This window comes from uncultured Alistipes sp. (assembly GCF_902388705.1).
Taxonomy (GTDB): domain Bacteria; phylum Bacteroidota; class Bacteroidia; order Bacteroidales; family Rikenellaceae; genus Alistipes.
The window spans coordinates 1-25,960 of record NZ_CABMQJ010000012.1 but is presented as its reverse complement, the minus strand read 5'-3'; the positions used below and the strand labels follow the sequence as shown (position 1 = coordinate 25,960).

Below are 25,960 nucleotides of genomic sequence, written 5' to 3'. Positions count from 1 at the left end.
CACGCCGGTAAGCCCTATACCTGAATCGTCTGAAACGACTTAAGCAGCAATGCTACTTAAGCTCAACTTCAGCACCAGCCTCCTCGAGTTGAGCCTTAACCGACTCGGCCTCCTCTTTGGAAACACCCTCCTTAACGGCCTTGGGAGCACCGTCAACGAGCGCTTTGGCATCACCCAGCGAAAGGCCGGCGATATCCTTAACGACTTTGATAACCTGGAGTTTAGCCTGGCCGGCGCTCTTCAGGATCACGTCGAAAGTCGACTTCTCGGCGGCAGCAGCCTCGCCTGCGCCGGCAGCGGGAGCTGCAACGGCAACAGCGGCAGCAGCCGGTTCAATGCCATACTCCTCTTTGAGGATGGTAGCCAATTCGTTTACCTCGGTAACCTTGAGGTTTACCAGTTCTTCAGCAAGTTTCTTTACGTCTGCCATAGTTGTAAGCTTATTAAATTTTGTTTTTAATTCTTGTTGTGATTAGTTGTTTCTCGATTCGAGCGTCTTCACGATGCCCGCAATCTTTTGGCCTGCATTAGCCTGCAATGCAGAAATAACATTCTTCGCAGGAGACTGGAGCAGTGCGATGATGTCGCCGATAAGCTCCTCCTTCGACTTGATGTTACACAGAGCGTCCAGCTGATTGTCGCCCACGTAAACGCATCCCTCGGCGAAAGCCGCTTTCAGGACAGGCTTGTCGGACTTCTTGCGGAATTCCTTGATCAGAACCGCAGGAGCCTTTGCAACGTTTGCGAACATAATCGAGGTCGGACCCTCCAATACTTTTACCAGTTCAGCATCAGCCTTCTCGACTTTCTCGAGCGCCTTCGACAGCAGCGTGTTTTTCACCACGATCAGCTTGATGTCGCTCTCGAAGCACTTGCGGCGCAGGGCAGCGGTCTGCTCGGCGTTGAGCGCCTCGATGTCGGCGATATAGAAGTGAGGATAAGCCTGGAGCTGCTCGGCAATGGTGTTAATAACAACCAGTTTTTCTTCCTTTGTCATCTCTTCTCTCCTCCTTCTTATTTGGTTTCTACTGATTTGGAATCAATCTGCAAGCCGGGACTCATCGTGGTCGAGAGATAAATACTCTTCACATAAGAACCTTTCGCAGCAGCCGGTTTCAGTTTGAGGATCATGTTCAGCACCTCTTTCGCGTTATCCACGATCTGATCTGCCGAGAACGAAACCTTACCTACCGAAGTGTGGATGATACCGAATTTGTCGACCTTGAAGTCGATTTTACCCGATTTCACCTCCTGAACGGCTTTGCCTACCTCCATCGTAACCGTACCGGTCTTGGGGTTCGGCATCAGGCCGCGGGGACCCAGAATACGGCCCAGCGCACCCACCTTGCCCATCACGTTCGGCGTACAGATGATGACGTCAACGTCGGTCCAGCCGGCCTTGATCTTGTCAACATACTCGTCCAGACCTACGTAATCGGCGCCGGCAGCCTGTGCTTCCGCCTCCTTTTCAGGGGTGCAGAGCACGAGCACGCGCACCTGCTTACCCGTACCGTGGGGGAGCGTCACCACGCCGCGAACCATCTGGTTCGCTTTGCGGGGATCGACACCCAAGCGTACGTCAATATCAACCGACGCGTCGAATTTCGTGAACGTAATTTCCTTCAGAAGAGCGGCAGCCTCCGAGAGCTTGTAAGCCTTGTTGGCTTCCACCTTTGCGTAGGCGATCTTTTGATTTTTTGTCAACTTACTCATCTTCGATTACATATTAGGAAATTCACCGACGACGTTGATACCCATACTGCGAGCGGTACCAGCAATCATACGCATAGCAGCTTCCAGGGTAAAGCAGTTCATGTCAGGCATTTTGTCCTGGGCAATCTCGCGCACCTGATCCCACGTCACCTGACCGACTTTGTCGCGGTTAGGCTGTGCGGAACCTTTCTGCACTTTGGCTGCTTCCTTGAGCTGAATAGCTACAGGCGGCTGTTTTACAACGAAATCAAACGATTTGTCGCTGTAAACCGTGATGATGACCGGAAGAACTTTTCCTGCCTTGTCCTGGGTACGCGCATTGAACTGCTTACAGAAGTCCATGATATTGACTCCCTTGGAACCCAATGCGGGACCAACCGGGGGCGAAGGATTGGCGGCACCACCTTTGATCTGCAATTTAATAAATGCAGCAACCTCTTTTGCCATAGTTTTCCTTGGTTAATTATTCTTTTTCTACTTGTGTGAAACCCAACTCCATAGGAGTTTTGCGCCCGAATATCTTCACCGATACCGTGAGTTTCTTGCGCTCGTTGTCGACGGCTTCGATGGTACCCTGGAAGCTTGAGAAAGGGCCATCGGTGACCTTGACGGTCTCGCCGACAAAGAATGGAACTTCGTTTTCCTCCTCCATGGCATTCATCTCGTCGACGCGGCCGAGGATGCGCGCTACCTCCTGTGGACGCAGAGGCGTGGCATTCATCTTGCGACTGTCTTCCTTGGTATCGCCGAGGAAACCCAGCACATTGGGAGTGTTACGAATTATAATCGGAATCTGACCTACAAACGCGGCTTCTACCAACACATAACCCGGATAAGAAACTTTCTCTTTGGAAACCTTCTTACCGTTGCGGATGGTATAAACCTTCTCTGTGGGAATCAGCACCTGGGATATATAGTCCTCCAGGTGGTTGTGGCGAATCTCGGCCTCGATATACTCCTTGACCTTGTTCTCCTTACCACCGATGGCACGAACGACATACCACTGTTTCTTAATCTCGCTCATCGTTTCAGCAACAATTAACGGCCAAGACTACCCAGGGTCTTGTAAATGAGTGCCATGAGGTTCTCGAACGTCAAGTCCATAGCCAGCACGACGACGGCAAAGATGACCGAAGCCACCATCACGACGATCGTAGAACTCTGGAGCTGCGGGAACGTAGGCCACGTCACCTTGTTTACAAGTTCGTTGTAGGATTCTTTAACGTAATTGAACATAACTTTTTTCTTTTACTCTTGGCAGGAGCAGAGAGATTCGAACTCCCATCAACGGTTTTGGAGACCGCTATTCTACCCTTGAACTATGCTCCTAAAAGTGAGAAGCGGTGCGGAACACCGCTTCTCTATGGGTTGTGAAAATTATTTCACGATTTTCAGGATCTGACCTGCACCTACCGTACGGCCACCCTCGCGGATTGCGAAACGCAGACCTTCGTTGATAGCTACCGGGTAGATCAGCTTCACGGTGATGGTCACGTGGTCGCCGGGCATAACCATGTCGACGCCTGCGGGCAGGTGAACCTCACCCGTTACGTCCATCGTACGCAGGTAGAACTGGGGACGATAGTTGTTGTGGAACGGCGTGTGGCGGCCACCCTCTTCTTTCTTCAGGATGTAGACCTCGGCCTCGAACTCGGTGTGCGGAGTGATCGAACCGGGTTTAGCGACTACCATACCGCGCTTAACCTCTTTCTTGTCGATACCGCGGAGCAGCAGACCTACGTTGTCGCCGGCCTCGCCCTCGTCGAGCAGCTTGCGGAACATCTCGACACCCGTACAGGTCGAAGTGAGGGTCTTCTCCTCAAGACCTACGATCTCAACGGGATCGCCCACGTGGATGATACCGGTTTCGATACGGCCCGTAACAACGGTACCGCGGCCGGTAATCGAGAACACGTCCTCGACAGGCATCAGGAACGGCTTCTCGTTCTCACGCTGCGGAATCGGAATGTAGTTGTCCACATTGTCCATCAGCTCCATGATCTTCTCCTCCCATGCCGGCTCGCCGTTCAGGCCGCCGAGTGCGGAACCACGGATAACGGGAGCGTTGTCGCCGTCGTATTCGTATTTCGAAAGCAGGTCGCGAACCTCCATCTCGACAAGGTCGAGCATTTCGGGGTCGTCCACCATGTCGCACTTGTTCAGGAAAACAACGATACGGGGAACGTTCACCTGACGCGCGAGCAGCACGTGCTCGTTGGTCTGGGGCATCGGGCCGTCCGTTGCGGCAACTACCAGAATGGCACCGTCCATCTGAGCGGCACCGGTAACCATGTTCTTCACATAGTCGGCGTGACCCGGGCAGTCCACGTGAGCATAGTGGCGGTTGGCCGTCTGGTACTCAACGTGCGAGGTGTTGATCGTGATACCACGCTCTTTCTCCTCGGGAGCGTTGTCGATGGAGTCGAACGAGCGGAGCTCCGACAGACCTTTCTTTGCCAGAACGGTCGTGATAGCGGCGGTAAGGGTGGTCTTACCGTGGTCAACGTGTCCGATGGTACCGATGTTCACATGCGGTTTCGAACGGTCGAATTTTTCTTTTGCCATAGTATTAAGTATTTAAAGTATTGTTAAAAATTGCTTTAAAGTTTTAAAATTCATTTCGCAGAACGAGCGGGCGACACAAACGTCCTGTCATCCGACAGATCCGTTCGTATCACGCGCTGCTGCGTCTGGAGCGGAAGACGAGGCTCAAACTCGCGACCCTTAGCTTGGAAGGCTAATGCTCTATCAACTGAGCTACTTCCGCAAAAATATACCGTATCAGAGTCAACCTTTCCCTTGCGCCGTCCGCCGATGCGGACACCGTTCAGGATCTTGCAACTCCAACCGGCACTCTCTTTTTTAGTGGGAAGTGATGGATTCGAACCACCGAAGGCGTACGCCAGCAGATTTACAGTCTGCCCCATTTGGCCACTCTGGTAACTTCCCATATTTTGCCCCGTTCTCCGGAATCGGCTTCGCTCGCTTGCGCTGTCCGCCTTTTCCCTGCCGGAGTCTTTCGTCCTGCCGCTGCTCAATCGCTGTGGAGAAATCTCCCCTCGCTTCTCTCGCGTCGGCTTTCCGAGCCGATGGAGGGATTCGAACCCCCGACCAGCTGATTACAAATCAGCTGCTCTGGCCAACTGAGCTACATCGGCAAAATCAACCGTTTTGGATTGCAAAAGTAGGCATAAAAAATTTACCGGCCAAATAATTTCCAATAAATTTTTTACTTTTTAACTCTTCTCAAAGAACATCATTCGACCGCCTTTGTTTCCGGGGTGAAATCGGGTGCAAAGATAGGAAAAGTTTTATATTTTACAACAGCATCTGCGAAAAATATCATTCCCGATGCCGAAGGTTGCCACGACGGCGCCCCCTTCTGTCCCGGAACACGGCGAACCCCGGGACGCCGGCACCGCAATACCTATTTATATATTGTATTGCGCGCCGGATTTTTCACTACCTTTACCGGCAAAACAACTATTCCATGAAAACGACACCCCTGTTCGGCGATTTCCGGCTGCGACCGCTCCGGGCGGACGACGCTCCGTCCATTTTCACTGCCATCGACACACAGCGCACATACCTCGGACGCTGGCTGCCGTTCGTCGCGTCGACGCTACGCGCCGAGCAGACCCGGGAGGTCGTCGCCCAAATGCTCTCCGACACGGCCAATCCGGTCTACACCCTGCGTGCGGGAGAGGATTTCGCAGGCCTCATCGGCTTCAAATCGGCAAATACGGCTACCCGCACGATTGAAATCGGCTACTGGCTCCGGGAGGAGTACCAGGGCAGGGGCGTCATGACGGCGGCCGTGCAGGCACTCTGCGACATCGCATTCACACAAATGGAAATGGAGAACGTCGAAATCAAATGCGCCACGGGCAACCTGCCGAGCAACCGCATCCCGCAGCGCCTCGGCTTCCGGCTCGACCGCGTAGAGCTGCGCGGGGAACTACTCTCCGACGGAGAGTTCGCCGACCTGAACGTCTACCGGCTGGCCCGCTGACACCCTCCTTCATACAACCCGAAACCGGAAAAGCCTGCGCCTCCCCGGTTTCGGAATCCGACAACAAACCCAAGTTGTCGTTCTATTTTTCCTGCTCCCTGCCCTGTGATGCAGGCTACCCCTCCTTGATGGAGGCAATCAGCTGGGCGGGTGTCGCCTGCAGGTAGTTTTTGCAGAAACGGCTGAACTGCGTGTAGTGACGGAAGCCGTACTTGTTCATCAGCACCTTGGTACTGTCCTCGCCGTCGCGAATATCCGCAAATATTTTCAGCGCTTTCTGGCGCATCATCCAGTGGTAGACGCTGTCGTCGAAATGCTCGGCGAAACGCCGCTTGAAGACCGAAAGGCTCATGCCTGCGAGCGCAGCCAGCTCGGCAACGCCCTGCGCCTTGTCGTAATTGTTGCATACGAAGACGCGGAAATTATCCTGCGGCTGAATCATCGACTGGAAGAAGTAGGCATGTTCGGTCGGCGTATACAGCACCTTAATCATCATGAACAGCTCCGTAGCTTTCATCTTGTGGTAACGGGCACAGCCGCTCATCTCGGGTATCGCGAACAGTCCGTCGAGCAGGAACTCAATCGACGGATGCATCGAAAGTTTGGGAACGTCGTCATTCGGAATGACCGTATCGTAAGGCATCACCCGGTCGAATATGTCCTGCTCGCAAAATTCAATCCGGTGAATCAGCGACAATACGACGACCCGGGCATCGTCCTGCGCCGTAGCGACGAAATGCTCGCCGCGGCCCAGGCATACATATTGTTTCGAAGTCACAAGACGAACCGTCTGTCCGTGCTCCATCGTCAGCGAGCCCGACATCACGAAGAGAATGCGCACCATACGGCCGGCCGGAAAAGTAACGCCCTCGCCGGCGGAAAAGGTCATTTGTGCGAACCGGCAATAGGTGGAGTCGCCGATCCGGCGAAACGGAGCGGGAAACGTGGGACAACTACTACAATCCGCAGGACAATTCTCCTTTAAAGCCAACTCCACGAACTGTGGTTTGGTTTGATAATCCATAATAACAAGCCTGTTTTTTTTACTTTCCAAAGTTACAAAAAAAGTTCAGAACAGCAAACCCCGGACGGCATAAACACAAAAAAGTCCCCGCTTTCGCGGGGACTTGAATCGCACCGGAATACCCGGGCCTTATTTATAGCTTATGATCAACACCTTCGACGCCTCCCAGAACCGCACGGGATCGGTAATGAGCAACTTCTCGACAATTTTGTCCGCATCGGTCACCAGTTCGTAGGAATCCGCTGGCTGGGCCGTTACGACCGACACCTTTTTCCGCCCGACGGGAATTTCCGACAGCAGCCGCGAATCGGCTTTCGTAAAACTTTCGAGATTGCCGGTTTTGTTGACCGTCAGCGTCCGGCCGATAAAGCCCTGCTTGTCGATAATCTGCGCCTCGCGCAGCTCCTTTTCGGGGCCGACGATATAGTAAACCGTATTGAGTTGGTTCTCCAACTCGAGTTTTTCGGTAGTCAGGTTCTCGGCCCGGGTACTCTGCACGGCGACCTCTTCGGTCAGATTCTCCACCTCGGCCCCCATCCGGGTCAGGCTCTCCCGCAGCTCGGCGATTTCACTCTTCTTCTCGGCAAGCTGCGCATTGATGTCGGCTATCATCTTTTCGAGCCCGTCGATTCGCAGGTTGGCCTTGCGCAATTGCGCCGCAGCGCGCTGCAGCGACGCGATTTTACGCTTATTATCCTGCAGCAGGCGGTCGATGGCGGCAATATCGTTGTTGATTTCCGCCACGGGACGGCGGCCGCCTTCGGTCTCGCCCGCCACCGAAATCAGGTTTTCACGCGTTTTAATCAGCGCCAGGTTCTCGGAAATGGCATTAAGGTCTTCGAATACGGCATTGATCAACGAATCTTTCTCCCCGACGACCGTAACGAGCGAATCCCGCTGCACCTCGACCTTGACGGCCGTACTCTTGCTCACACACGACGCGAGGACGAATGCCGCTCCCAGCGCCATGACGATTACTTGCTTCATAACTTTCTAACGTTTAAGTTATTGTTTGCCTTCTGCCGGCAAATATATACATAAAAACGATAGCCTGTTCAAAAATTCGTGCCGGGGCGGAAAAATCCGCATCATACGGGCACCAAACCGCCGGCACACACTCCGAACAGCCCGGCAACCGCCAGAAGACGCACCGAAAAGCATCGGGGCGGGGCATCAGGGAACATAGAGGGCATTGAAAAAACGGGATATACCGAAATGCAGCGGGAGTGCCGACGGACATCCGGAACAAATTCTCCGGACGGATCTGCCGCCCAGCCACTCCGGAAAGCCACCCAAACAAATACCCCGGAACGGATTTCCAGGAAGCCGCCCCGGAATACCTCTCCCGCAACAACGCCCGCACCTACGACAACTCCTCACAACAACACCCCCGGAACAATTCCCCGCAACGCCCCACACACACAACAAATCCACGCCCACACACAACGACTCCCGCGGAACAACTCCCCGCAACGAAAACAACGGGCCGCACCCAAGTGCAGCCCGTTGTTTTTCTGTGGAAGCCGAAGCAATTACTTCGTGCTTTTCTTATCGTAGCGTTTTGCGTAGCGGCTCATAAACTTATCGACGCGACCGGCGGTGTCAACCAACTTCATCTTACCGGTGTAGAACGGGTGCGACGTGTTGGAAATTTCCATCTTATACACGGGATAGGTTTCGCCGTTCACTTCGATGGTTTCTTTTGTCGAAACGGCGGACCGACACAAAAACACGTGGTCGTTCGACATGTCTTTGAACGCCACCAAACGATAATTCTCCGGATGAATACCCTTTTTCATTTCGTTGTTTTTGTTTTTAATTAATGCTTAAGCGGGACAAAGGTACGAATTTATTTCCAACAAACAACACCGCGCCGGATTTTCCGCTAAAAAAACTTTACGTCGGCAGCCGGAACGCCGAACGGCAAGCGCTTGCAGCAACCCGGTAGGCCACCCGGAAACAGCCCGCAGATACCCCACCCGCGGGCAGGATATGTCCGGACGGCACACCCGGTCGCATCCGTTTCCGCGCTTCCGGGCATGTTTTTTCAACCCCGGTTAAGTATTTCAGTCCCCGGCGCGGTATATTATATACCGGGGTCACAGGACCGCCCGACCGGACATTTAAACCAAATAACGTTGAAACCATGAAGAAACTCCTTTTCATCGCGGTCATCGCCGCACTCACACCGCTCCGGGATGCCGCCGCCTGGGGACGGCTCGGACACGCCACGGTGGCGTACATCGCCGAACAGCACCTGACAAAAAAAGCCAAAGCCAACCTGGACAAATACCTCGACGGCAACTCGATCGTCTATTACGCCTCCCACATGGACGATTTCAAGCCGCAGATGCTCGTCGACCTCGGCTACACCCCCGCCAACGGGCCGCGCATGCACATGCTGCCCCACACCTTCTCGGTCGGCGAGGACGGCGAGGTGCTCCGCGGCAACCGGCTGCCCGGCGACAAGGTGCTCGCCAACTGCCTCTATTACGTCGAACAATCCGCCGACCGGCTGAAAAACCATATCCGCGAGATGGACGACTCGACAAGGATGGCGTGTATCCAGATCATCGTACACTCGCTCGGCGACATGCACTGCCCCGGACACATCCGCTATCCGGGCAACCAGACAATCGGTTATTTCAATGTCGTCCTGAAAGGCTCGGAAATCCGTTACCACACGATATGGGACACCCCCATCCTGCAGGCGCCCCACCCGTGGAGTTTTTCCGACCTCGCCTACCTGCTCGACCGCTGCACCGAAGAGGAGCAGGCTGCGATTACGGCAGGCGATATTTACGACTGGGGCCGCGAGTCGGCCGCCGTGTCGAAGTGCATCTACGACGTAAAGGAGGGGGACGAATTGGGACACGACTTCCTGATGAAGTACAAGCCGCTGGCCGAAGCGCAGCTCACGAAAGCCGGCTACCGGCTGGCGAAGATCCTGAACGACATCTTCGGCCGGTAACAGCCATACCGGAGGGCCCGCACGCTAAAAATTCGCCGCACCATATTGGGAATTCGGATTTGTTTTGCTATCTTTGTGCCCGCGGCGCCCGCCAAAGGCCGCAGGACGGACCCATAGCTCAGTTGGTCAGAGCAGCGGACTCATAATCCGAAGGTCGTGGGATCATGCCCCTCTGGGTCCACTCATAACAAAGCGGTTGCGATATTCTCGCAACCGCTTTGTTTTTCCCTCCGGAGCCGACGGAGAAGCTACCGCTTCTCATCCCCGCTCCGTATCTCCTTACGGCGGATTTTACCGCTGATCGTCTTGGGCAGTTCATCGACGAATTCGATTATTCGCGGATACTTATAAGGCGCCGTAATCTGCTTTACATGATCCTGCAACTCCTTGACCAGCGCCTCCCCGGCCTGCTCCCGGTACTTCTCCCCGAGGATAATCGTAGCCTTGACCACCTGCCCGCGGATTTCGTCGGGAACGCCCGTAATGGCGCACTCCACCACGGCGGGATGCGTCATCAGGGCGCTTTCCACCTCGAAAGGCCCGATGCGGTAGCCCGAACTCTTGATTACGTCGTCGGCACGCCCCACGAACCAGTAATAGCCGTCCTCGTCGCGCCAGGCCACGTCGCCCGTATAGTAATATCCGTCATGCCACGTTTCGTGCGTCAGTTCGTCGTTCAGGTAATACTCCTTGAAAAGCCCCAGCGGCTTTCCTTTGTCGGTGCGGATTACGATCTGCCCCTGCTCGCCGTCCTCGGCCGGACGGCCGCCGGATGTCAGCAGGTCGATTTCATATTGGGGATTGGGCACGCCCATGCTGCCGGGCTTAGGCTCCATCCACGGGAATGTGGCGAGGGTCAGCGTCGTTTCGGTCTGTCCGAATCCCTCCATCAGGCGAACGCCGGTCAGGCGTTTGAACGTATCGTAAACCGCACCGTTCAACGCTTCGCCGGCCGTCGTACAGTACTCGAGCGACGACAGGTCGTACTTCGAGAGGTCTTCGCGAATCAGGAAGCGGTAAATCGTGGGAGGCGCACACAGGGAGGTTATGCGGTACTGCTCGATTTTGTGCAGGATGTCGGCAGGCGTGAATTTCTCGTGGTCGTAGACGAAAATATTGGCGCCGGCAATCCACTGCCCGTAAAGCTTGCCCCAGGCGGCCTTCGCCCACCCGGTATCGGCAATCGTCAGGTGGAGGCTGCCGTCGTGGAGGTTGTGCCAGAAACAGCCCGTGCTGATATGCCCCAGCGGATAGGTGAAGTCGTGGGCGACCATCTTGGGCTCGCCCGTCGTGCCGGAGGTGAAATACATCATCATGATATCGTCGTTGGTATTCACATGCCGCGGGCGCACGAAAGGTGCCGCGGATGCTATTCCCGCATGGAAATCGAGAAACCCGTCGGGAATTTCAGGCCCCACGCTAATCAGCAGCTCCGTAGTCGGGCTTTCGGGCATGGCCGCCGCGATATGGTCGGTGATCACCCGTTCTCCCGCCGCGACAATCGCCTTGATTCCGGCCATGTTGCACCTGTAAACGACGTCTTTTTTGGTCAGCAGGTGGGTCGCCGGGATTACGACCGCCCCCAGTTTATGCAGCGCCAGGATGGAGAACCAAAATTCGTAGCGGCGCTTAAGAATCAGCATCACCACATCCCCCTTGCCAATGCCGAGGCTCTGGAAATAAGAGGCCGTGCGGTCGGTCTCGCGTTTCATGTCGGCGAACGTGAACTGGATTTCCGCGCCCTGGTCGTTCGTCCACAGCAGCGCCTTTTTGCCGGGCTGCTCCGCAGCATAGGCATCCACTACGTCGTAGCCGAAATTGAAGTTTTCAGGGACGCGGATATGAAAATTCCTTATATAATCCTCCTGTGAGGAAAATGTCGTCCGGGTCAAAAATCTCTCTACCATACGCCTTACATTATTATAGCCAAAAACCGAACCGGTTTCCCGTCGAGCGCTTTCATCCCGTGCGGCAGGCTCGAATCGAAATAGAGGCTGTCGCCTACGTTCAATGTCAGTTCCTTGCCGTTCAGCGAAAGCAGCAGACGCCCTTCCAGCACATAATTCATCTCCTGTCCCTCGTGGCTGTTCAGGTGCATCGGGGCGTCGGCGAGCGAAGGCTCCACTGTCACGATGAACGGATCGGCTTTCCGGTCGCGGAATCCCGAGGCCAGAGCCTCGTATTTGTAGGCTTTGCGCCGTTCAACCGACACGCCCGCCCCGGCACGGGTAATGAAATAGGAACTCATCTTGGGCTCCTCCCCGAACATCAGCACATCGAGGCTGATTCCGTAACGGCGGGATATGGTTTGCAGCACGTTCACCGAAATATCGACGTTGCCGCTCTCCATCGCCCGGTACTCCTCGACCGACAGGTGACAACTGTCCGCAACCTCCTGCTCCGAAAGTTCGAGCACGTCGCGCAGCCCGCGCAAACGGTTCGCTATCGATTTAATCGCATCACACATCATTTCTTTATTTATAGTTGACAAATCGGCTCGGTTTTTCACAAATACAGCGTTTCGAAGTTACGATTTGCAAGTTACCGATTTCAGCCTCCAACAAACATCCATGCGGATTTTCACACAAGGCATCGGGGCAAAGATAGTAAATATTATTAAAAACTGCAACCACCCGCCGGATACATTGCCGGCAGAGGTATTCCAGCCCGCCCCCGCAGCCGGAGCCCGGCAAGCGGGAACAACCGCTCGTGCGTCGAAAACAAAAGGGGCCGCACCCCGAAAGTACGGCCCCTTTTGTCCTGTCCAGCCTGTTTATCGCACGCTGAAACGGTAGATTCCCGACCCCACGCCGAAGATACGGTAGCCCTCCTCTGCGCCGAGTTGTTCGACATCCTTGCACTGCGACACGTCCAGTCCGCTTTCGCTGATGCGGCTCTTGGCGGATGCAGGCACGTAAATCCGCGCCGTGGTGTTGGCAGGCACCTCCACCAACAAATCGAAACCGCCCTGTTCGGTCGTCCACTCGCTGCGAATCAACCCGTACGGCGAACGGAACGACGCCTCGGCGCTGCGCAGGTCGCCCACGATTTCGGGACGCACGATGAACTTTTTGTATGCCTGCGTCGAATCGTCGCGGCGGATACCGCCCACATAGGTATAGAACCATTCGAGCAGGTGTCCCAGCATCAGGTGGTTATGCGACTTTTTAGCCAGCGCCTGCCACGATTCGGGCAGCGCCGTAGCTCCTTGTGCCAGCATATAGCCGTAACCGTACACGTCATAGCGCGAATTCATGTCGAAGATGACCTGCGAATTCCCGCTCTGCTCCAACGCGCGAAGCACGTAGTTGTACCCCACGTCGCCCGCCGTCAGCGCATTGCCGCGGCTGCGGATGTCCTGCACCAGGTTTGCCAGCACGGCGTCGCGGTTCTGCGGCTCGCAGATGCCCGAATAGAGCGCCAGCGCATTGCCGGCCTGGCTGTTCTTGTCGTAGCTGCCGGTTTCGGGATGGTAGTATTTCGCATTGTAGGCGGCACGAATGTCTTTTGCGAGCTGCCCGTATTTCGCGGCATCGGCCCTGCGCCCCATCTTTTCAGCCGCCTTGCAGATTGTCACGGCATCCATATAATAGATAGGTGTAGCCGTCCCGGCCAGCGAAGTGAGCTGCGCCCGTCCGGGATATTTCGGGCCGAGGTCGCACCAGTCGCCCAGACCGTGCGAGAGGATGTGCCCGTCGGCTTTCGAAGTGAGGTAATCCACATAACGCTTCATCGCCTCGTAATGCCGCTCGACCAGGCGGAAATCCCCGTAATATTCGTAAACCAGCCACGGAGCCAGCACAAAGGCGCTGCCCCATTCGGGCGAGTCGCGGAACCCGTCGAGGAACGTAACGTATTCGGGGCAGATGTCGGGGATGAGCCCCTCGGGGGTCTGCGCCAGTTCCATATCGGTCAGCATCTTGTCATAGAGCGTATAAACGTCGAATTTGGACTGCAGCGACCCGAACATCAGGTGCAGCTGCTCGATCCACGGCAGTTTCTCGCGGTGGGGGCAGTCGGTGAAATAGCTGACCATATTGCCCTTGATGCCCCACGAAATAAGCTGCTCGGTCTTGTTGAGCAGGTCGTTCGAGCAGTGGAACGTTCCGGCCGTCTGCGTGGCGTTGCGGGTGTGCAGGCCGCGCAGCGAGATGATTTCGGGCAGCCCGTCGGGATTCTCCTCCCCCGCGGGAACGGCTCCGCCGACCAGCACGTAACGCTGGCCGAAATAGGTGAACTGCGGATGCCATGTTTCCGACTCGTCGCCCCTCAACGTATAGGTAAGGCGGTATTCGCCGCGGTAACCGCCGCACTCGGTTATCGAGTCGCACTCGAAATTGAACAACTCGGTCGTATTGAGTTGCACGCGCTGACCCCGCTTACCGCTGACCTCGATTTGCACCGTGCCGGAGAAGTTCTGGCCCATGTCGTACAGCCATTTTCCGTGGCGGGTCTTGCGAATCGACACCACCGGGAACTCCTCCATCACCCGTACGGGCTCGGCGACGGGAGCGATCAGCTCGCCGCGCTGGGTCGTAACCAGGGGCACGCTCCACGCCGAAGCGTCGTACGCGGGCTGCATCCAGCCCGTACACTCGCGTGTGGCATCGTAATCCTCCCCGCCGAAAATACTGCTGTAAGTCACGGGACTCTCGGTCACGCGCCACGTACGGTCGCTGACGACCGTTTCACGCGTACCGTCTGCATATTCGATCTCCGCTTTGAAAATCATCTTGGGGTATCCGAAACTGATGAGCGCCTTGAAATAGCGTTCGCGCGGCACGTTATACAACCCGTTGCCGAGCATTACGCCGAAGACATTGGCCCCGCGCTGCAACTCCCCGGTAATGTCGAACGTCTGGTAACAAACCTGCTTGTCGTAATCGCTCCACGCGGGATCGAGGAAGTTGTCGCCGACCTTTTCGCCGTTCAGGAACAGTTCGAACTGCCCCAGGCCGCTCACATAGACCACGGCCCGCTTCACGGGCTTGTCCAGCGCCACTTCGCGGCGGAACTGCGGCAGGCGGTTGAGCGCCGTCTTGCGGTCGCCGATTTTAATCTTGTTGAACTCCTGTCCCGGCACCACGCGCAGGCTGTCGGGCAGCTCCTCGAAAGCAATCCATTCGGCGCCGCCCCAGTCGCCCCGTCCGAGCAGGCCGACCGAAAAACAGTGCGTTTCGCTCCACGGCGAAACATGGCCCGACTGGTCGGTCACCCGCACACGCCAGTAATAGCTGCGGCCGGGCTCCAGCGCACGACCCGCATAACGCACATGCAGCGAAGCGTCGGATTTGCGCCGTTCGTCCCACAACAGTTTTTTACCCCGCTCCAAATCGGCGGGGTCGGCGGCGACCTGAATCTGGTAGCCCGACTGCAGGAACCCGCGGCCGACGGAAAGGGTCTGCCAACTGAACTGCGGCGTCAGGGTATTGACGGACAACGGATTGTCCCGGTAATCGCACCGGAGTTCCGCGGCCCGGAATTCGCCCGCGGCAACAGCCCACAGGCATCCGAACAACAACGGAAACAGCAATAATACTTTTTTCATAATGGATTAGGTTTAGTTTCGCTTCTGGTTGTTTTTATTTCCTTTACAGCCAAATATAGCGGTTTTCATTAACTTTTCCGCATCCAAATACGAAATAAAATGCAAAAGGTCAGAATTCTAAAACAAAAAATCAGTTTTCTAACATTCGCTCCCCTTTCCGACCCACAGCAACGCAAAACGTGCGGCCCGCCCGAAATGGGCGGGTCGCACGGCATATCATTTCAGAAAAGATACAGCAGGTTACGAGAACCGGCCCCGGCGCCGCACCGCCCGGTCATTTCGCACGGGTGCATTCGTCGACCAGGTAGGCAATCGAAACATACGGAATCCCGGCATGCGTCGTCAGCCCGATTTCGCAGGTGCGGCTGTTGGAGTAACCGACGGCAATCCCCTCGCGCACAAGCTGCGGCCGCAGTTTGCGCAGCGCATACGCATTCACCTCCGGACGAAGGAATCCGCGGTCGCCGGCAAACCCGCAGCATCCGACCTGCGCAGGTACGAACACATGCGCCGAACAGAGCTTCGCAAGCGCCACAATCGTATCGGCCAGCCCCATGCGGCGCATCGAGCAGGTGACATGCACGGCCACGGGACGCCCGGTCGGTATAAATTCGAGCCTCTCGCGCAGGAAAGTCCAGATAAATCCGGCAGGTTCATAGAGTTTCATGCGCCCTATCTTCTCCCGCATGCGGTGCAGGCAGGGGCTCTGATCGCAAAGCACGGGATAGCGCCCGCCGTCGCTCGCCTGCCACAGCGCCTCTTCCAGTTCCGCGACCTTGCGGTCGGCAATGTCGGGCATGCCCTTGCTCTCCCAAATCGTACCGCAGCAGAGCTTCTCCATGTTCCGGGGATAAATCACTTCGCAACCGGCCTTGCGAAGCAAAGCCTCCATCTTGTCGACCAGCGGTACATCCACGGGCGACCGACGCGCCAGCCCCATCGTCTGGTTGATACAACTCGGGAAATAGACGACGCGCAGCGGCTCCGGAACCACTTCGGGGGAAGTCGCCGGTCCGAGGCGTTTGCGGTAGGCTTTCGGCATGGCGGGTGTCCACAGCGGCACGCCCAGCCTGTGCAGGCCGTTTGCCAGGCCGGACATGGCTTTCGTCCCCAACACCGCATGGGCGGTATCGGCCAGCGTGAGCACGGGCCGCAATGCCGATTTCACCCCTGCGAAATGGCGGGCGGCAAAATCCCCGGCCCGCCAGCCCGCACCGCCCCGGGGCAGCTCCCCGCGACGCAGTTCGTGGGTCAGCTCGCCCGTGTTGATGCCCATCGGGCACGACATCGAACACAGGCCGTCGCCCGCACAGGTCTGGTTCCCGGGATAACGGTAACCCTTCTCCAGTTCCGCCAGCCGCGCTGCGTCTTCGCCCGTCTGTTTCAGGCGCGAGATTTCACGGCGGATGACGATGCGCTGCCGCGACGAGAGCGTAAAGCCGCACGTCAGGCAGTTGACCTCGCAAAAACCGCATTCGATACAGCGGTCGACGTGCGGATCGGTCAGCGGCAGGGGCTTGAAATTCCGCAGGTGGCATTTCGGATCGTCGTTGAAAATCACCCCGGGATTGAGCAGGTTGCCGGGGTCGAAAAGCTCCTTGACGGCTTTCATGACGGCATACGCCTCATCGCCCCACTCCCTGCGGACGAACGGCGCCATGTTGCGGCCCGTACCGTGCTCGGCCTTGAGCGAACCGTCGTATTTATCCACGACCAGCCGCACCACGTCGTCCATCAGCGCCTCGTAACGGTCGACTTCGGCCTGCGTGCCGAACGACTGGTTGATGATAAAATGGTAGTTACCCTCCAACGCATGTCCGTAGATGCAGGCATCGTCGTAGCCGTGGCGGGCAATCAGCTCCTGCAGGTCGGCCGTCGCATCGGGCAGGTCGTCGATGTGGAAGGCCACGTCCTCAATCAGGGAGGTCGTCCCCAGCGGACGCGTGCCGCCCACCGACGGAAAAATACCCGAACGGACAGCCCAGTATTTCGCGTACTCTTCCGGACAATCGGTAAATCGCACGGGAACAGAGGTGCGGAACGGTGCCAGCGCCGCTTCGATAACCTTTATATTGCGGTGCAGTTCCTCCGGCGTGCGGGCCATCGTTTCGGTCAGCACCGCCGTCAGCCCTTCGCCCGTCGGATCGCCGACCGCCGAGAGCGATTTGCTGTCGAGCAGCTCCGCGCCCCGGACAATCCATTCGCCGTGCTCGTCGACCAGCTTCTTCATCGCCACCACCGCACGGCAGGCTTCGCGGATATCCCCGAAATAGAGCATCGCACTCGCTTTCGAGGGATAGTCGTAGGCCGTCCGCATGACGACCTCCGAGAGGAAAGCCAGCGTCCCCTCCGAACCGACCATCAGGTGGGCGATAATCTCGAACGGGTCGTCGAAACGTACGAAAGGCAGGATGTTCAGCCCCGTAACGTTTTTGATTGCGTATTTACGCCGGATACGCCCGGCGAGCACGCCGTCGGCACGCACCCTGTCGCGCAGTGCCTCGATGCGGCGGATAAACTCCGGATGGCTTCGTGCGAATGCCGCACGGCTTTGCCCGTCGCCCGTATCGAGCCTCGTCCCGTCGGCCAGCACGACACGCACCGAGAGTAGCTCCTTGTCGCTGTTGGCATGGGTACCGCAGTTCATGCCCGAGGCATTGTTCATCACGATGCCGCCCACCATGGCGCTCTTGACCGAAGCGGGGTCGGGAGCGAATTTCCGGCCGTAAGGTTTCAGCAGTTCGTTGACGCGCTGCCCCACAATCCCCGGCTGCATGCGAATCCGCTCCCCGTCGGGCGAGATTTCATAACTCTCCCAATTTTTCCCCGCCACAATCAGAATCGAATCGCTGATTGCCTGCCCCGAAAGGCTGGTTCCGGCAGCCCGGAAGGTCACGGGCAGCTGCAGCCGGAAGGCCGCCCGCAGCAGGCGGGCCACCTCCTCCTCGCCCTGCGAACGGACGACGATTTGCGGAACGAGCCGGTAAAAGCCCGCATCGGTTCCCCACGCCAACCGCCGCAGGTGGTCCGTATAAATACGCTCCCGGGGAACGAATCCGCCGATCTCGCGCAAAAAAGCGTCATATCGCTCTGTCTGAAACATAGATCTGGTACAGTTTACTAAACTAAACGAATGGAATTACGGCAGGAAACGCGCCGTCGCTCCGTTTTTTTCGGTTTTGCCCTGCAAATTAGGAAAAAATCGGCCGTTATGTCCTGGCCGGCAGAAAAAATCCCTCGGTTTTTTGATGGCGGCAAATCCGGATGTCCCGATTTTTTTGCTACCTTTGTCCCATATAAAACATATTAACACATCTCATACCGATACCATGGAATTCGAAGGAACAGTTTACAAAATAATGCCCGTGACAAAGGGCACGTCCGCACGCGGCGAATGGCAGCGCCAGGACGTAGTATTCGAGATGAACGAAGGGTCGTTCGCGCGTAAAATCTGCGTGACGTTCTTCAACAAGCCCGAGGACGTCGCCCGCCTGAAAGAGGGCGCCGCTTACACCGTTTCGGTCAATATCGAGTCGCGCGAATACAACGGCCGCTGGTACACCGACATCCGTGCATGGCGCATCCAGCCCAAACAGGCCGAAGTATCCGGCGGCGCCCCGATGCCCGACATGCCGCCCATCGCCGAAGAGCCCTCCTACGCCTCTTCGTCCGCCGAGGTCGACGACCTCCCGTTCTGATGCTGAATCGGACATGAAAACAGAGCGGCGGCCGGGAAACTCCGGCCGCCGTTCATTTTACGACACAGTCATGGAAAACCTAGCAACCGGCCTGCAGGCCGGCATCCGGCTCCTGCGCGAAGAGGAGATGGCGGCAGCGTCGGCGCTCATCAGGCGCGTGTTCGCCGAATTCGAAGCCCCGGAGTACGCCCCGCAGGGCACCGAAACCTTTTACCGTTTCATCGCACCGGAAGCTTTGGCGGAACAGCTCCGCCGGGGCACGATGCTGATGTGGGGCGCATTCCGGCAGGAAACACCCGTCGGAATCATCGCCCTGACCCATCGCGACCACATAAGCCTCCTCTTCGTGGACAAATCCTGCCACCGCCGGGGAATTGCCCGGGCCCTCTTCGCCCGGGCCTGCGAAAGCTGCCGCACCGGCCCCGCAATCACACGGCTCACGGTCAACTCGTCGCCCTACGCCGTCGGCATATACCGGAAACTGGGATTCACCGCGATTGGCCCCGAGCGCACGACCGACGGCATCCGGTACACGCCGATGGAGTACCATTTATAATATAGGAGCATTAATAAAGAACCCGGGCTCTTGCGAGTCCGGGTTCCTTATATCCGTTGCGTTGCTTATTTCGCGGGAGCAGCCTCGGGAGCAGCGTCCGTTGCGGTCGAATCCGCCGGAGCCGGCTCCTCGTAGGGAGTCACGTCAATGAGTTCCACCTCGAACTCGAGCGCTTCGTTGGGGCCGATGTCACGGCCGATGCCGCGTGCGCCGTAAGCCAGGTCGGCCGGAATCCAGAGCGTAATCTTACCGCCCTTGCCGATTAGCTGCAGGCCTTCGGTCCAGCCCTTGATCACCCGGTTGAGCGGGAATTTCGCCGGCTCGTCCTTGTCGTAATCGTCCGGACGCATCTTCTTCATCATCTCCTGCTGCTCTTTGGTGCGGTTGGCGAAAATCGAAGTGTCGAACACCTTGCCCTGACGCGTACGGCCGGTGTAGTGCACCTCCACCTCATCGCGGGGGTCTTTTGCCATCACCGACTCGTCGCCGGCCTTGGTAACCTTGTAGAGCAGGCCCGACTCGGTCTTCTTCACACCCGATTTCTTCTCGATTTTCTCCAGCCATGCTTTCGAAGCTGCCAGGTTTTCCGCCGGAAGTTTAATCATGAAATAGTACTGCAGGTACTGGTTCACCTCGTCGGCCGACATCTTCGCATTGCCGTCGCGTACGTCCTGCATGGCCTGGCCGATCCATATCAGCTGGATAGGCATGCCGCTCTGGCCGATATTGTAACCGATGTCGCTGCCCAGTGCATACGAAATCTCGGCACGCTCCTCCTCGCTCTCGAACATCGCGGGATCGGCGGCGGGATACTCCACTTTCGTGCTGTCGCCGCCAGCCAGGCGGATGCTGTCCTGCTCGGCACGCTGGGCGGCAATCTTCTGTGCACGCTCGCTGCGCGTATTCATCAGGAAGTTGCGCAGCATTTCGAGCGCCTTGTCGTGCTCCATCGTGGCCTTACCCATCGCGCCCTCTTTGACACCCTTGTCGATAGCCTTGTAGTCGAAGGGAACGTCCTTCATCTCATAACTCATGCCGTAACCGATATTGGCACCCAGCGCATACGACAGCGAGTCGAAATCGGACAGGCTGCCCATACGGACACCGTTGTCCTTACCGCCGCAGGCGGTCAGAACCGCAGCGCCCGCAAGCGCTGCAGCAAAAAGAATCTTTTTCATTGTTTTTCGAATATGTTTGATCATTTGTGTCCGCTTATTGCTTCACCCGCGCAAAGTTATAAAATAATTGGAATTATCGGTCAATATTACCGACGTAAATTATTGCGCCGCGACCAATTCGCATATTTATCGACATCGACCAGCTCGATTTCATAATACAGCGTGGCGTTCGGGCGTATCCCGAGCTGCTGGTCGCCCGCCGCACCGTAAGCTGCGGACGAGGGCATCCAGGCGTTGATTTTACCGCCCTTGCCGACCAGTTTCACACTCTCTTTCATCCCCTTGTTAAGCCCGCCGAGGTTCGTGCGCAGCGAATCGCCCCGCTCGTAGGAGGAATAAACCTGCTCGCCGTCGGCCGTGCGGATAACATAGCGCAGGACGATGCTGTCGCGGTCGGAAACGGGTATCTGCTCCTGGTCGCCCAGCACCTCGACCGTGTAGGTCACGCCCGACGATGTGCGGGCATAGCTGCGGTTGGTCTTGGCGATATCCGCCAGGAACTGCTCCTCATAGGCCCGCGCCTTTTCGGGCAGGATATAATTCATGTAACGCAGGTAGTAGGTTTCGGCATCGGCCGCCGAGAGCTTCGTCCCCGCGCGGAACACGTCGCGTATTCCCTCGCACACGGCGTTCACGTTGAGCGTCGAATCCATCTTCAGCAGGTTCATGCCCACGTTCATACCGATGATGTAGGCTACCGAATCGGTGTCGGCCTTGAGTTTCACGCCTCCGCCCGTCTTTTTCGAGCAGGCTCCGGCCAGCAATGCGGCGGCCGTCAGGACAAACAGTGTCTTACGCATAATATCATTTCCGTTTTTTCGAAAAAACCAAAATCAGCAGGCAGCCCACCGCGGCGGCGACCGTCGACCCCATCAGGATAGCGATTTTGCCCCGGTCGATCAGATCGGGTTCCGAGTAAGCCAGCGAGTCGACGAACAGCGACATCGTGAACCCGATACCGCCGAGGCAGGCCACGGCGAACAGCAGGCGCCACGTAGCCCCCTCGGGCATCACGGCGAGCCCGGAACGCACGGCGCCCCAGCTCGCAAGAAATATACCCAGCGGCTTGCCGACCACCAGTCCGAAGAACACGCCCATGCCTACCGACCCGATTTCGGGCGAGTAGTGGAAAATGTTCAGGTATTCCAGCGAGGTGATTTCGACCCCGGCGTTGGCCAGTGCGAAAATCGGCATCACGAGAAACGTGACATACGGGGCGAGCGAATGCTCGAGCCGATAGCTCATGCCGACCGAATCGGCGGCGAGGCTGCGCATGCGGCGCATGTAGAAACGGTGGCTTTCGTTGGGGAAATCGTCCCCGGAAGTAGTGGCCGCAAGCATCAGCTCCTTCAGGTGGCGCATCTTATGCACGAAATACTCCTTGCTGTATCGGGGCGTCATCGGAATCAGCATGGCCATCGCCACGCCCGAGATGGTCGAATGCACGCCCGAATAGTAGAACAGCGCCCAGACGACCACCGCAGGCACCAGGTAGAGGAACATGCGTTTCTCGCCCATCTCCTTCATGAAATAGACGCCGAGCATGATGACCAGCGCCGCCAGCAGGCAGGCCATCTGCACCTGCTCGCCGTAAAAGAGCGCGATGACCAGAATGGCCCCGAGGTCGTCGGCAATGGCCAGCGCCGTCAGAAATATCTTGAGCGACACGGGCACGCGGTCGCCCAGCATCGAGAGGATGCCGATGGCAAAGGCGATATCGGTGGCCGTGGGAATACCCCAGCCGTTGGCCGCCATGGTGCCGTGGTTGAAAGCGATGAAGACAATGGCCGGGGCGAGCATGCCGCCCGCGGCGGCCAACACCGGCAGGATGGCCTGCCGCGCCGACGAAAGCTGTCCGCAGACGATTTCCCGTTTGATTTCGAGCCCCACGGCGAAGAAGAAAATCACCATCAGGCCGTCGTTAATCAGCTTTTCGACGGTCATTCCCCGCGGGAAAACCCAGTCGATCAGCCCGTCGGGACTGTGCACCATCAGCGAAAGGTCGGTTTCGAGCAGATGGCGGTAGTAAAGCGAAGTCGCGGGCAGGTTGGCCAGCAGCATGGCTATGATCACACAACCCAGCAGCACGACGCCCCCCGCCCAGGGGGCTTCCAGGAAGTTGCGGCCGCGTATACCGATCATATGACGCTCACGCACCCAGCGGTACATCGAAAATAGTCGCATTTATCGTTCGTTTGATTTTAAAGTTAAATTACACAATTTCCAAAGCACCCGCGCGCCCGTAATGGCGTCGATGCGCTCCTCGGGTACGGGCGTGACTTCCACCACGTCGAAGCCGACGATGCGGCGCCCTGAACGCACCAGCGTATCGAGCAGCCAGACCGCCTGGTTGAAAGTCAGCCCGCCGCACACGGGCGTACCCGTATGGGGGCAGTTCTCGAAAGACAGGCCGTCGATGTCGAAGCTCACATAGACCTGCTGCGGCAGCGTTTCCACGATACGGCGACACAGCGTGTCCCACGTTTCGCCGCGGAATCCGGCGGCGGCGAGCGACAGGTCGTCGAAGGTGATTACACGTCCGGACGAAGCGGCCAGCGCCGCCTCTTTCTCGCTGAAGTCGCGCACGGCGACCTGGGCGATTTTCGTCACGGCAGGAACGTCGCGCAGGACATTGAACATAATCGAGGCATGCGAAAACCCGAACCCTTCATAGGCGTCGCGCAAATCGCAATGGGCGTCGATGTGCAGGATGCCGAACTCCGCACAGCGGCTGCCCAGGGCGCGAATCAGCCCGTAGGGCGTCGAGTGGTCGCCGCCGACCAGCCCCACGGTCTTCCCGGCGTCGAGCCAGCGGCCGGCCTGCGCCTCGATGTTGGCGTTCATGGCCGCACAGCCTTCGTTTATGCGGCGTATCTTACGCACCACATAGTCCTCCTCGGGACATCCGCCTGCCTCGAGGTGGGCGATTACCTTCTCGGCGTCGCCGCGCAAGCGCTGCGACTCCTCCTGCAGGGAATAATCCACATCGGCCGTAGCGATGCCGCGGCGCCATGCGCCGGGCGCCAGCGGCTCGTGGAAATCGAGCTGCGTCGAGGCCTCGATAATGGCGTCGGGGGCATACGCCGTCCCCGCCCCGTAGGAGACCGTCACATCCCAGGGCGCCGAAATAAGCACCAGCTCGGCCGTTTCCGGCTCGAAAGGCAGCCCGAAATAGGTTCCGTTATCCACACCGACCCCATCGGGGTCGAACGTTTTCAGTTCCATGCGGTTGAATTTCATTCTTCATTTTCCGTGCCCGGCATGCACTGTCCGCAGTCCGTGCCTTCGCCTGTCGAAAATGTTCGTTTTAAATAACAAAGGTACAAAAATTTTATTTTTTCCCTATATTTGCTTCCCGTAAAGGAAAGAAATCCGGAAAAAGCAACCAGCCATGAAGATTATCGCCGACAGCGCCATCCCTTTCCTGCGGGGTGTGCTCGAGCCGTGGGCCGAGGTATGTTACCTGCCCGGCAGCCAGATCGCCCCGCAGGACGTTGTCAACGCCGACGCCCTTGTCATCCGCACCCGCACCCGCTGCGACGAGCGCTTGCTCGCCGGCTCCCGCGTGCGGCTAATCGCCACGGCCACCATCGGATTCGACCACATCGACACGGCGTGGTGCGCAGCGAACGGCATCCGGGTCGCGACCGCCGCAGGCTGCAACGCCCGGGGCGTACTGCAATGGGTCGGCGCCGTGTTGGCCTACCTCGCACGCTCGCAGGGCTGGCAGCCCGCACAGCGCACACTGGGCATCGTCGGCGTGGGACACGTCGGCTCGCTCGTACGGGAATACGCCCGAATGTGGGGTTTTCGCGTCGTCTGCTGCGACCCGCCGCGCGAAGAGCGCGAGCACTGCGGGTTCCGCCACCTCGCGGAGCTCGCCCGCGAAGCCGACATCATCACCTTCCACACGCCGCTCGACGACACGACGCGCCATATGGCAAACAGCGCTTTGTTCGAACAAATGAAACCCGGAGCCGTGGTGCTGAACTCCTCGCGCGGGGAGGTGGTCGACGGAGGTGCCCTGCTGCAAAGCGGACACCCCTGCGTGCTCGACGTCTGGGAGCACGAGCCGTACCTCGACCCGGCGCTGCTCGGGCACACGCTGCTCGCGACGCCGCACGTGGCCGGATATTCCGAGCAGGGCAAAGCCATGGCCACGGCCATGTCGGTCGCCACGCTGGCCCGTTTCTTCGGCCTGCCCCTCACGGAATGGTACCCGTCCGAGGCGGCACCCCCGGCGCCCCGTCCGATTACATGGCAGGAGCTTTGCACGACAATCCGCGGCGCATACGACATCGAAGCCGAAAGCCGCGGCCTCAAGGCGCAGCCCGCAGATTTCGAACGGATGCGCGACCATTACCCTTACCGCCGCGAATACTTTTAGTGAAATCAATTCTTTTTTAGTACCTTTGCGGCATCGCGGACAATGCTACTGGAGAGATGTACCGGAGAATCATAAAACCTATCCTTTTCTCGCTTACCATCGAGCGGGCGCACCGTGCGGTGCTGTTGCTGCTGCGCGTCATCGGTCTGATACCCGGCGGCCGGTGGCTGCTGCGCAAATGTTACGCCGTGGAGCACCCGGCGCTCGAGCGCGAGGTATTCGGCATCAAGTTCGCCAACCCCGTCGGCCTGGCCGCAGGCTTCGACCGCAACGGCGAGGCGTTCCGCGAACTGGCCGCCCTGGGATTCGGCTTCATCGAAGTGGGCACCGTCACCCCGCGCCCGCAGGCGGGCAATCCCCGCCCCCGCGTCTTCCGCCTCCCGAAAGACCAGGCCATCATCAACCGCATCGGCCTGGCCAACCGCGGGCTGGAGAAGACCATCACCCACCTGCGGCGGCCGCACGACGGCATCATCGTAGGCTGCAATATCGGCAAAAACACCGCCACCCCCGCTGAAAATGCGGCGGCGGATTACCTCAAGCTCTTCCGCAACCTCTACCAGTATGCGGATTACTTCACCGTAAACATCAGCTGTGACAACTCGTGCCGCGAAGGTACGACCCACACCCGCGAACATATCCTCCAGATACTCGACCCGCTGTTCGACTTCCGGCGCGGGCAGAACCAGTACCGGCCGATCATGCTCAAAATATCGCCCGACATGCCGGACAACGTCATCGACGAAATCAGCAACATCCTGCTCGAGACCCCGCTCGACGGCATCGTCGCCACCAACGGCACACACGACCGCGAGGGGCTGCACACCAGCCGCACGACGCTCGACAAAATCGGCAGCGGGCGCCTGGGCGGCG

24 protein-coding genes and 5 tRNA genes are annotated in these 25,960 nt (G+C 57.9%); 7 read left to right on the top strand and 22 right to left on the bottom strand.

Annotated features, from left to right (window positions below; translation table 11 throughout):
* Positions 1–52 precede the first annotated feature (52 nt).
* From rplL to QZT71_RS05525, 11 genes are all read right to left on the bottom strand, one after another.
* On the bottom strand, positions 53–430 hold the full coding sequence (rplL, locus tag QZT71_RS05575) for a 50S ribosomal protein L7/L12 (RefSeq protein WP_295913650.1): 378 nt from the start codon (positions 428–430) through the stop codon (positions 53–55).
* A gap of 42 nt (positions 431–472) precedes the next feature.
* Positions 473–997, bottom strand: a complete 525-nt coding sequence (gene rplJ, locus QZT71_RS05570) for a 50S ribosomal protein L10 (RefSeq protein ID WP_295913647.1) — start codon at positions 995–997, stop codon at positions 473–475.
* A 17-nt stretch (positions 998–1,014) separates the two neighbouring features.
* Entirely contained in the window at positions 1,015–1,713 is a 699-nt protein-coding gene (rplA, locus tag QZT71_RS05565) for a 50S ribosomal protein L1 (RefSeq protein WP_295913644.1), read from the bottom strand.
* 6 nt (positions 1,714–1,719) lie between these two features.
* Positions 1,720–2,160: a 50S ribosomal protein L11 gene (gene rplK, locus QZT71_RS05560; RefSeq protein ID WP_009596474.1), complete on the bottom strand. Its 441-nt coding sequence runs from the start codon at positions 2,158–2,160 to the stop codon at positions 1,720–1,722.
* A 16-nt stretch (positions 2,161–2,176) separates the two neighbouring features.
* Positions 2,177–2,737, bottom strand: coding sequence for a transcription termination/antitermination protein NusG (gene nusG, locus QZT71_RS05555; RefSeq protein WP_018696710.1), 561 nt, complete (start codon positions 2,735–2,737; stop codon positions 2,177–2,179).
* A gap of 14 nt (positions 2,738–2,751) precedes the next feature.
* Positions 2,752–2,949, bottom strand: a complete 198-nt coding sequence (gene secE / locus QZT71_RS05550) for a preprotein translocase subunit SecE (RefSeq protein ID WP_295913634.1) — start codon at positions 2,947–2,949, stop codon at positions 2,752–2,754.
* 19 nt (positions 2,950–2,968) lie between these two features.
* Positions 2,969–3,042, bottom strand: a tRNA-Trp gene (locus QZT71_RS05545).
* Positions 3,043–3,090: 48 nt separating this feature from the next.
* A complete protein-coding gene (gene tuf, locus QZT71_RS05540; protein WP_295913632.1) occupies positions 3,091–4,278 on the bottom strand; it encodes an elongation factor Tu in 1,188 nt (395 codons plus the stop codon).
* 126 nt (positions 4,279–4,404) lie between these two features.
* Positions 4,405–4,480, bottom strand: a tRNA-Gly gene (locus QZT71_RS05535).
* A 99-nt stretch (positions 4,481–4,579) separates the two neighbouring features.
* A tRNA-Tyr gene (locus QZT71_RS05530) sits at positions 4,580–4,662 on the bottom strand.
* A 135-nt stretch (positions 4,663–4,797) separates the two neighbouring features.
* Positions 4,798–4,871: transfer RNA gene (locus QZT71_RS05525), tRNA-Thr, on the bottom strand.
* 332 nt (positions 4,872–5,203) lie between these two features.
* Here QZT71_RS05525 and QZT71_RS05520 point away from each other — a divergent pair.
* Positions 5,204–5,725: a GNAT family N-acetyltransferase gene (locus QZT71_RS05520; RefSeq protein WP_295913630.1), complete on the top strand. Its 522-nt coding sequence runs from the start codon at positions 5,204–5,206 to the stop codon at positions 5,723–5,725.
* A 115-nt stretch (positions 5,726–5,840) separates the two neighbouring features.
* On the opposite strand, the gene QZT71_RS05515 is transcribed toward QZT71_RS05520, so the two are convergent.
* From QZT71_RS05515 to QZT71_RS05505, 3 genes are all read right to left on the bottom strand, one after another.
* Positions 5,841–6,749 carry a helix-turn-helix domain-containing protein gene (locus QZT71_RS05515; protein WP_295913628.1) on the bottom strand — a complete coding sequence of 303 codons (909 nt, stop codon included), beginning with the start codon at positions 6,747–6,749 and terminating at the stop codon, positions 5,841–5,843.
* 129 nt (positions 6,750–6,878) lie between these two features.
* Positions 6,879–7,736 carry a hypothetical protein gene (locus QZT71_RS05510; RefSeq protein WP_295913625.1) on the bottom strand — a complete coding sequence of 286 codons (858 nt, stop codon included), beginning with the start codon at positions 7,734–7,736 and terminating at the stop codon, positions 6,879–6,881.
* A 545-nt stretch (positions 7,737–8,281) separates the two neighbouring features.
* The gene (locus tag QZT71_RS05505) at positions 8,282–8,548 is read right to left on the bottom strand and encodes a type B 50S ribosomal protein L31 (protein ID WP_295913622.1); all 267 of its coding nucleotides are present in this window, start codon (positions 8,546–8,548) and stop codon (positions 8,282–8,284) included.
* A gap of 347 nt (positions 8,549–8,895) precedes the next feature.
* Here QZT71_RS05505 and QZT71_RS05500 point away from each other — a divergent pair, with 347 nt between their 5' ends.
* Positions 8,896–9,720: a S1/P1 nuclease gene (locus tag QZT71_RS05500; protein WP_295913621.1), complete on the top strand. Its 825-nt coding sequence runs from the start codon at positions 8,896–8,898 to the stop codon at positions 9,718–9,720.
* A gap of 107 nt (positions 9,721–9,827) precedes the next feature.
* Positions 9,828–9,901, top strand: a tRNA-Ile gene (locus QZT71_RS05495).
* A 67-nt stretch (positions 9,902–9,968) separates the two neighbouring features.
* On the opposite strand, the gene QZT71_RS05490 is transcribed toward QZT71_RS05495, so the two are convergent.
* The 4 genes from QZT71_RS05490 to QZT71_RS05475 form a co-directional block, all read right to left on the bottom strand.
* Positions 9,969–11,627, bottom strand: a complete 1,659-nt coding sequence (locus QZT71_RS05490; RefSeq protein ID WP_295913618.1) for an AMP-binding protein — start codon at positions 11,625–11,627, stop codon at positions 9,969–9,971.
* 5 nt (positions 11,628–11,632) lie between these two features.
* On the bottom strand, positions 11,633–12,187 hold the full coding sequence (locus QZT71_RS05485; protein WP_295913694.1) for a cupin domain-containing protein: 555 nt from the start codon (positions 12,185–12,187) through the stop codon (positions 11,633–11,635).
* Positions 12,188–12,493: 306 nt separating this feature from the next.
* On the bottom strand, positions 12,494–15,268 hold the full coding sequence (locus QZT71_RS05480) for a family 78 glycoside hydrolase catalytic domain (protein ID WP_295913616.1): 2,775 nt from the start codon (positions 15,266–15,268) through the stop codon (positions 12,494–12,496).
* A 274-nt stretch (positions 15,269–15,542) separates the two neighbouring features.
* On the bottom strand, positions 15,543–18,371 hold the full coding sequence (locus QZT71_RS05475; RefSeq protein ID WP_295913614.1) for an FAD-binding and (Fe-S)-binding domain-containing protein: 2,829 nt from the start codon (positions 18,369–18,371) through the stop codon (positions 15,543–15,545).
* 226 nt (positions 18,372–18,597) lie between these two features.
* Between QZT71_RS05475 and QZT71_RS05470 the strand changes: the two genes are divergently transcribed.
* Together QZT71_RS05470 and QZT71_RS05465 are read left to right on the top strand one after the other, a co-directional pair.
* The gene (locus tag QZT71_RS05470) at positions 18,598–18,966 is read left to right on the top strand and encodes a DUF3127 domain-containing protein (protein ID WP_295913612.1); all 369 of its coding nucleotides are present in this window, start codon (positions 18,598–18,600) and stop codon (positions 18,964–18,966) included.
* 70 nt (positions 18,967–19,036) lie between these two features.
* Positions 19,037–19,522, top strand: a complete 486-nt coding sequence (locus QZT71_RS05465) for a GNAT family N-acetyltransferase (RefSeq protein ID WP_295913609.1) — start codon at positions 19,037–19,039, stop codon at positions 19,520–19,522.
* A 65-nt stretch (positions 19,523–19,587) separates the two neighbouring features.
* Here QZT71_RS05465 and QZT71_RS05460 read toward each other — a convergent pair whose 3' ends face one another.
* From QZT71_RS05460 to QZT71_RS05445, 4 genes are all read right to left on the bottom strand, one after another.
* Positions 19,588–20,700, bottom strand: a complete 1,113-nt coding sequence (locus QZT71_RS05460) for an FKBP-type peptidyl-prolyl cis-trans isomerase N-terminal domain-containing protein (RefSeq protein WP_295913607.1) — start codon at positions 20,698–20,700, stop codon at positions 19,588–19,590.
* Between the two features lie 86 nt (positions 20,701–20,786).
* Positions 20,787–21,500, bottom strand: coding sequence for an FKBP-type peptidyl-prolyl cis-trans isomerase (locus tag QZT71_RS05455; protein WP_295913605.1), 714 nt, complete (start codon positions 21,498–21,500; stop codon positions 20,787–20,789).
* A gap of 4 nt (positions 21,501–21,504) precedes the next feature.
* Complete coding sequence (gene nhaA, locus QZT71_RS05450; protein WP_295913602.1) at positions 21,505–22,884, bottom strand: Na+/H+ antiporter NhaA; 1,380 nt, start codon at positions 22,882–22,884, stop codon at positions 21,505–21,507.
* Positions 22,885–23,925, bottom strand: coding sequence for an agmatinase family protein (locus QZT71_RS05445; RefSeq protein WP_295913692.1), 1,041 nt, complete (start codon positions 23,923–23,925; stop codon positions 22,885–22,887). It abuts the gene before it with no gap.
* 166 nt (positions 23,926–24,091) lie between these two features.
* Between QZT71_RS05445 and QZT71_RS05440 the strand changes: the two genes are divergently transcribed.
* Entirely contained in the window at positions 24,092–25,087 is a 996-nt protein-coding gene (locus QZT71_RS05440; RefSeq protein WP_295913600.1) for a 4-phosphoerythronate dehydrogenase, read from the top strand.
* A 56-nt stretch (positions 25,088–25,143) separates the two neighbouring features.
* Positions 25,144–25,960 (top strand): quinone-dependent dihydroorotate dehydrogenase (locus QZT71_RS05435; protein WP_295913596.1); only part of this gene is annotated, 817 nt, incomplete at its 3' end.

Bases quoted from the DNA above. Each gene is read 5' to 3' on its own strand.
- rplL (WP_295913650.1), bottom strand. From the start codon at position 430: ATGGCAGACGTAAAGAAACTTGCTGAAGAACTGGTAAACCTCAAGGTT.
- rplJ (WP_295913647.1), bottom strand. From the start codon at position 997: ATGACAAAGGAAGAAAAACTGGTTGTTATTAACACCATTGCCGAGCAG.
- rplA (WP_295913644.1), bottom strand. From the start codon at position 1,713: ATGAGTAAGTTGACAAAAAATCAAAAGATCGCCTACGCAAAGGTGGAA.
- rplK (WP_009596474.1), bottom strand. From the start codon at position 2,160: ATGGCAAAAGAGGTTGCTGCATTTATTAAATTGCAGATCAAAGGTGGT.
- nusG (WP_018696710.1), bottom strand. From the start codon at position 2,737: ATGAGCGAGATTAAGAAACAGTGGTATGTCGTTCGTGCCATCGGTGGT.
- secE (WP_295913634.1), bottom strand. From the start codon at position 2,949: ATGTTCAATTACGTTAAAGAATCCTACAACGAACTTGTAAACAAGGTG.
- tuf (WP_295913632.1), bottom strand. From the start codon at position 4,278: ATGGCAAAAGAAAAATTCGACCGTTCGAAACCGCATGTGAACATCGGT.
- QZT71_RS05520 (WP_295913630.1), top strand. From the start codon at position 5,204: ATGAAAACGACACCCCTGTTCGGCGATTTCCGGCTGCGACCGCTCCGG.
- QZT71_RS05515 (WP_295913628.1), bottom strand. From the start codon at position 6,749: ATGGATTATCAAACCAAACCACAGTTCGTGGAGTTGGCTTTAAAGGAG.
- QZT71_RS05510 (WP_295913625.1), bottom strand. From the start codon at position 7,736: ATGAAGCAAGTAATCGTCATGGCGCTGGGAGCGGCATTCGTCCTCGCG.
- QZT71_RS05505 (WP_295913622.1), bottom strand. From the start codon at position 8,548: ATGAAAAAGGGTATTCATCCGGAGAATTATCGTTTGGTGGCGTTCAAA.
- QZT71_RS05500 (WP_295913621.1), top strand. From the start codon at position 8,896: ATGAAGAAACTCCTTTTCATCGCGGTCATCGCCGCACTCACACCGCTC.
- QZT71_RS05490 (WP_295913618.1), bottom strand. From the start codon at position 11,627: ATGGTAGAGAGATTTTTGACCCGGACGACATTTTCCTCACAGGAGGAT.
- QZT71_RS05485 (WP_295913694.1), bottom strand. From the start codon at position 12,187: ATGTGTGATGCGATTAAATCGATAGCGAACCGTTTGCGCGGGCTGCGC.
- QZT71_RS05480 (WP_295913616.1), bottom strand. From the start codon at position 15,268: ATGAAAAAAGTATTATTGCTGTTTCCGTTGTTGTTCGGATGCCTGTGG.
- QZT71_RS05475 (WP_295913614.1), bottom strand. From the start codon at position 18,371: ATGTTTCAGACAGAGCGATATGACGCTTTTTTGCGCGAGATCGGCGGA.
- QZT71_RS05470 (WP_295913612.1), top strand. From the start codon at position 18,598: ATGGAATTCGAAGGAACAGTTTACAAAATAATGCCCGTGACAAAGGGC.
- QZT71_RS05465 (WP_295913609.1), top strand. From the start codon at position 19,037: ATGGAAAACCTAGCAACCGGCCTGCAGGCCGGCATCCGGCTCCTGCGC.
- QZT71_RS05460 (WP_295913607.1), bottom strand. From the start codon at position 20,700: ATGAAAAAGATTCTTTTTGCTGCAGCGCTTGCGGGCGCTGCGGTTCTG.
- QZT71_RS05455 (WP_295913605.1), bottom strand. From the start codon at position 21,500: ATGCGTAAGACACTGTTTGTCCTGACGGCCGCCGCATTGCTGGCCGGA.
- nhaA (WP_295913602.1), bottom strand. From the start codon at position 22,884: ATGCGACTATTTTCGATGTACCGCTGGGTGCGTGAGCGTCATATGATC.
- QZT71_RS05445 (WP_295913692.1), bottom strand. From the start codon at position 23,925: ATGGAACTGAAAACGTTCGACCCCGATGGGGTCGGTGTGGATAACGGA.
- QZT71_RS05440 (WP_295913600.1), top strand. From the start codon at position 24,092: ATGAAGATTATCGCCGACAGCGCCATCCCTTTCCTGCGGGGTGTGCTC.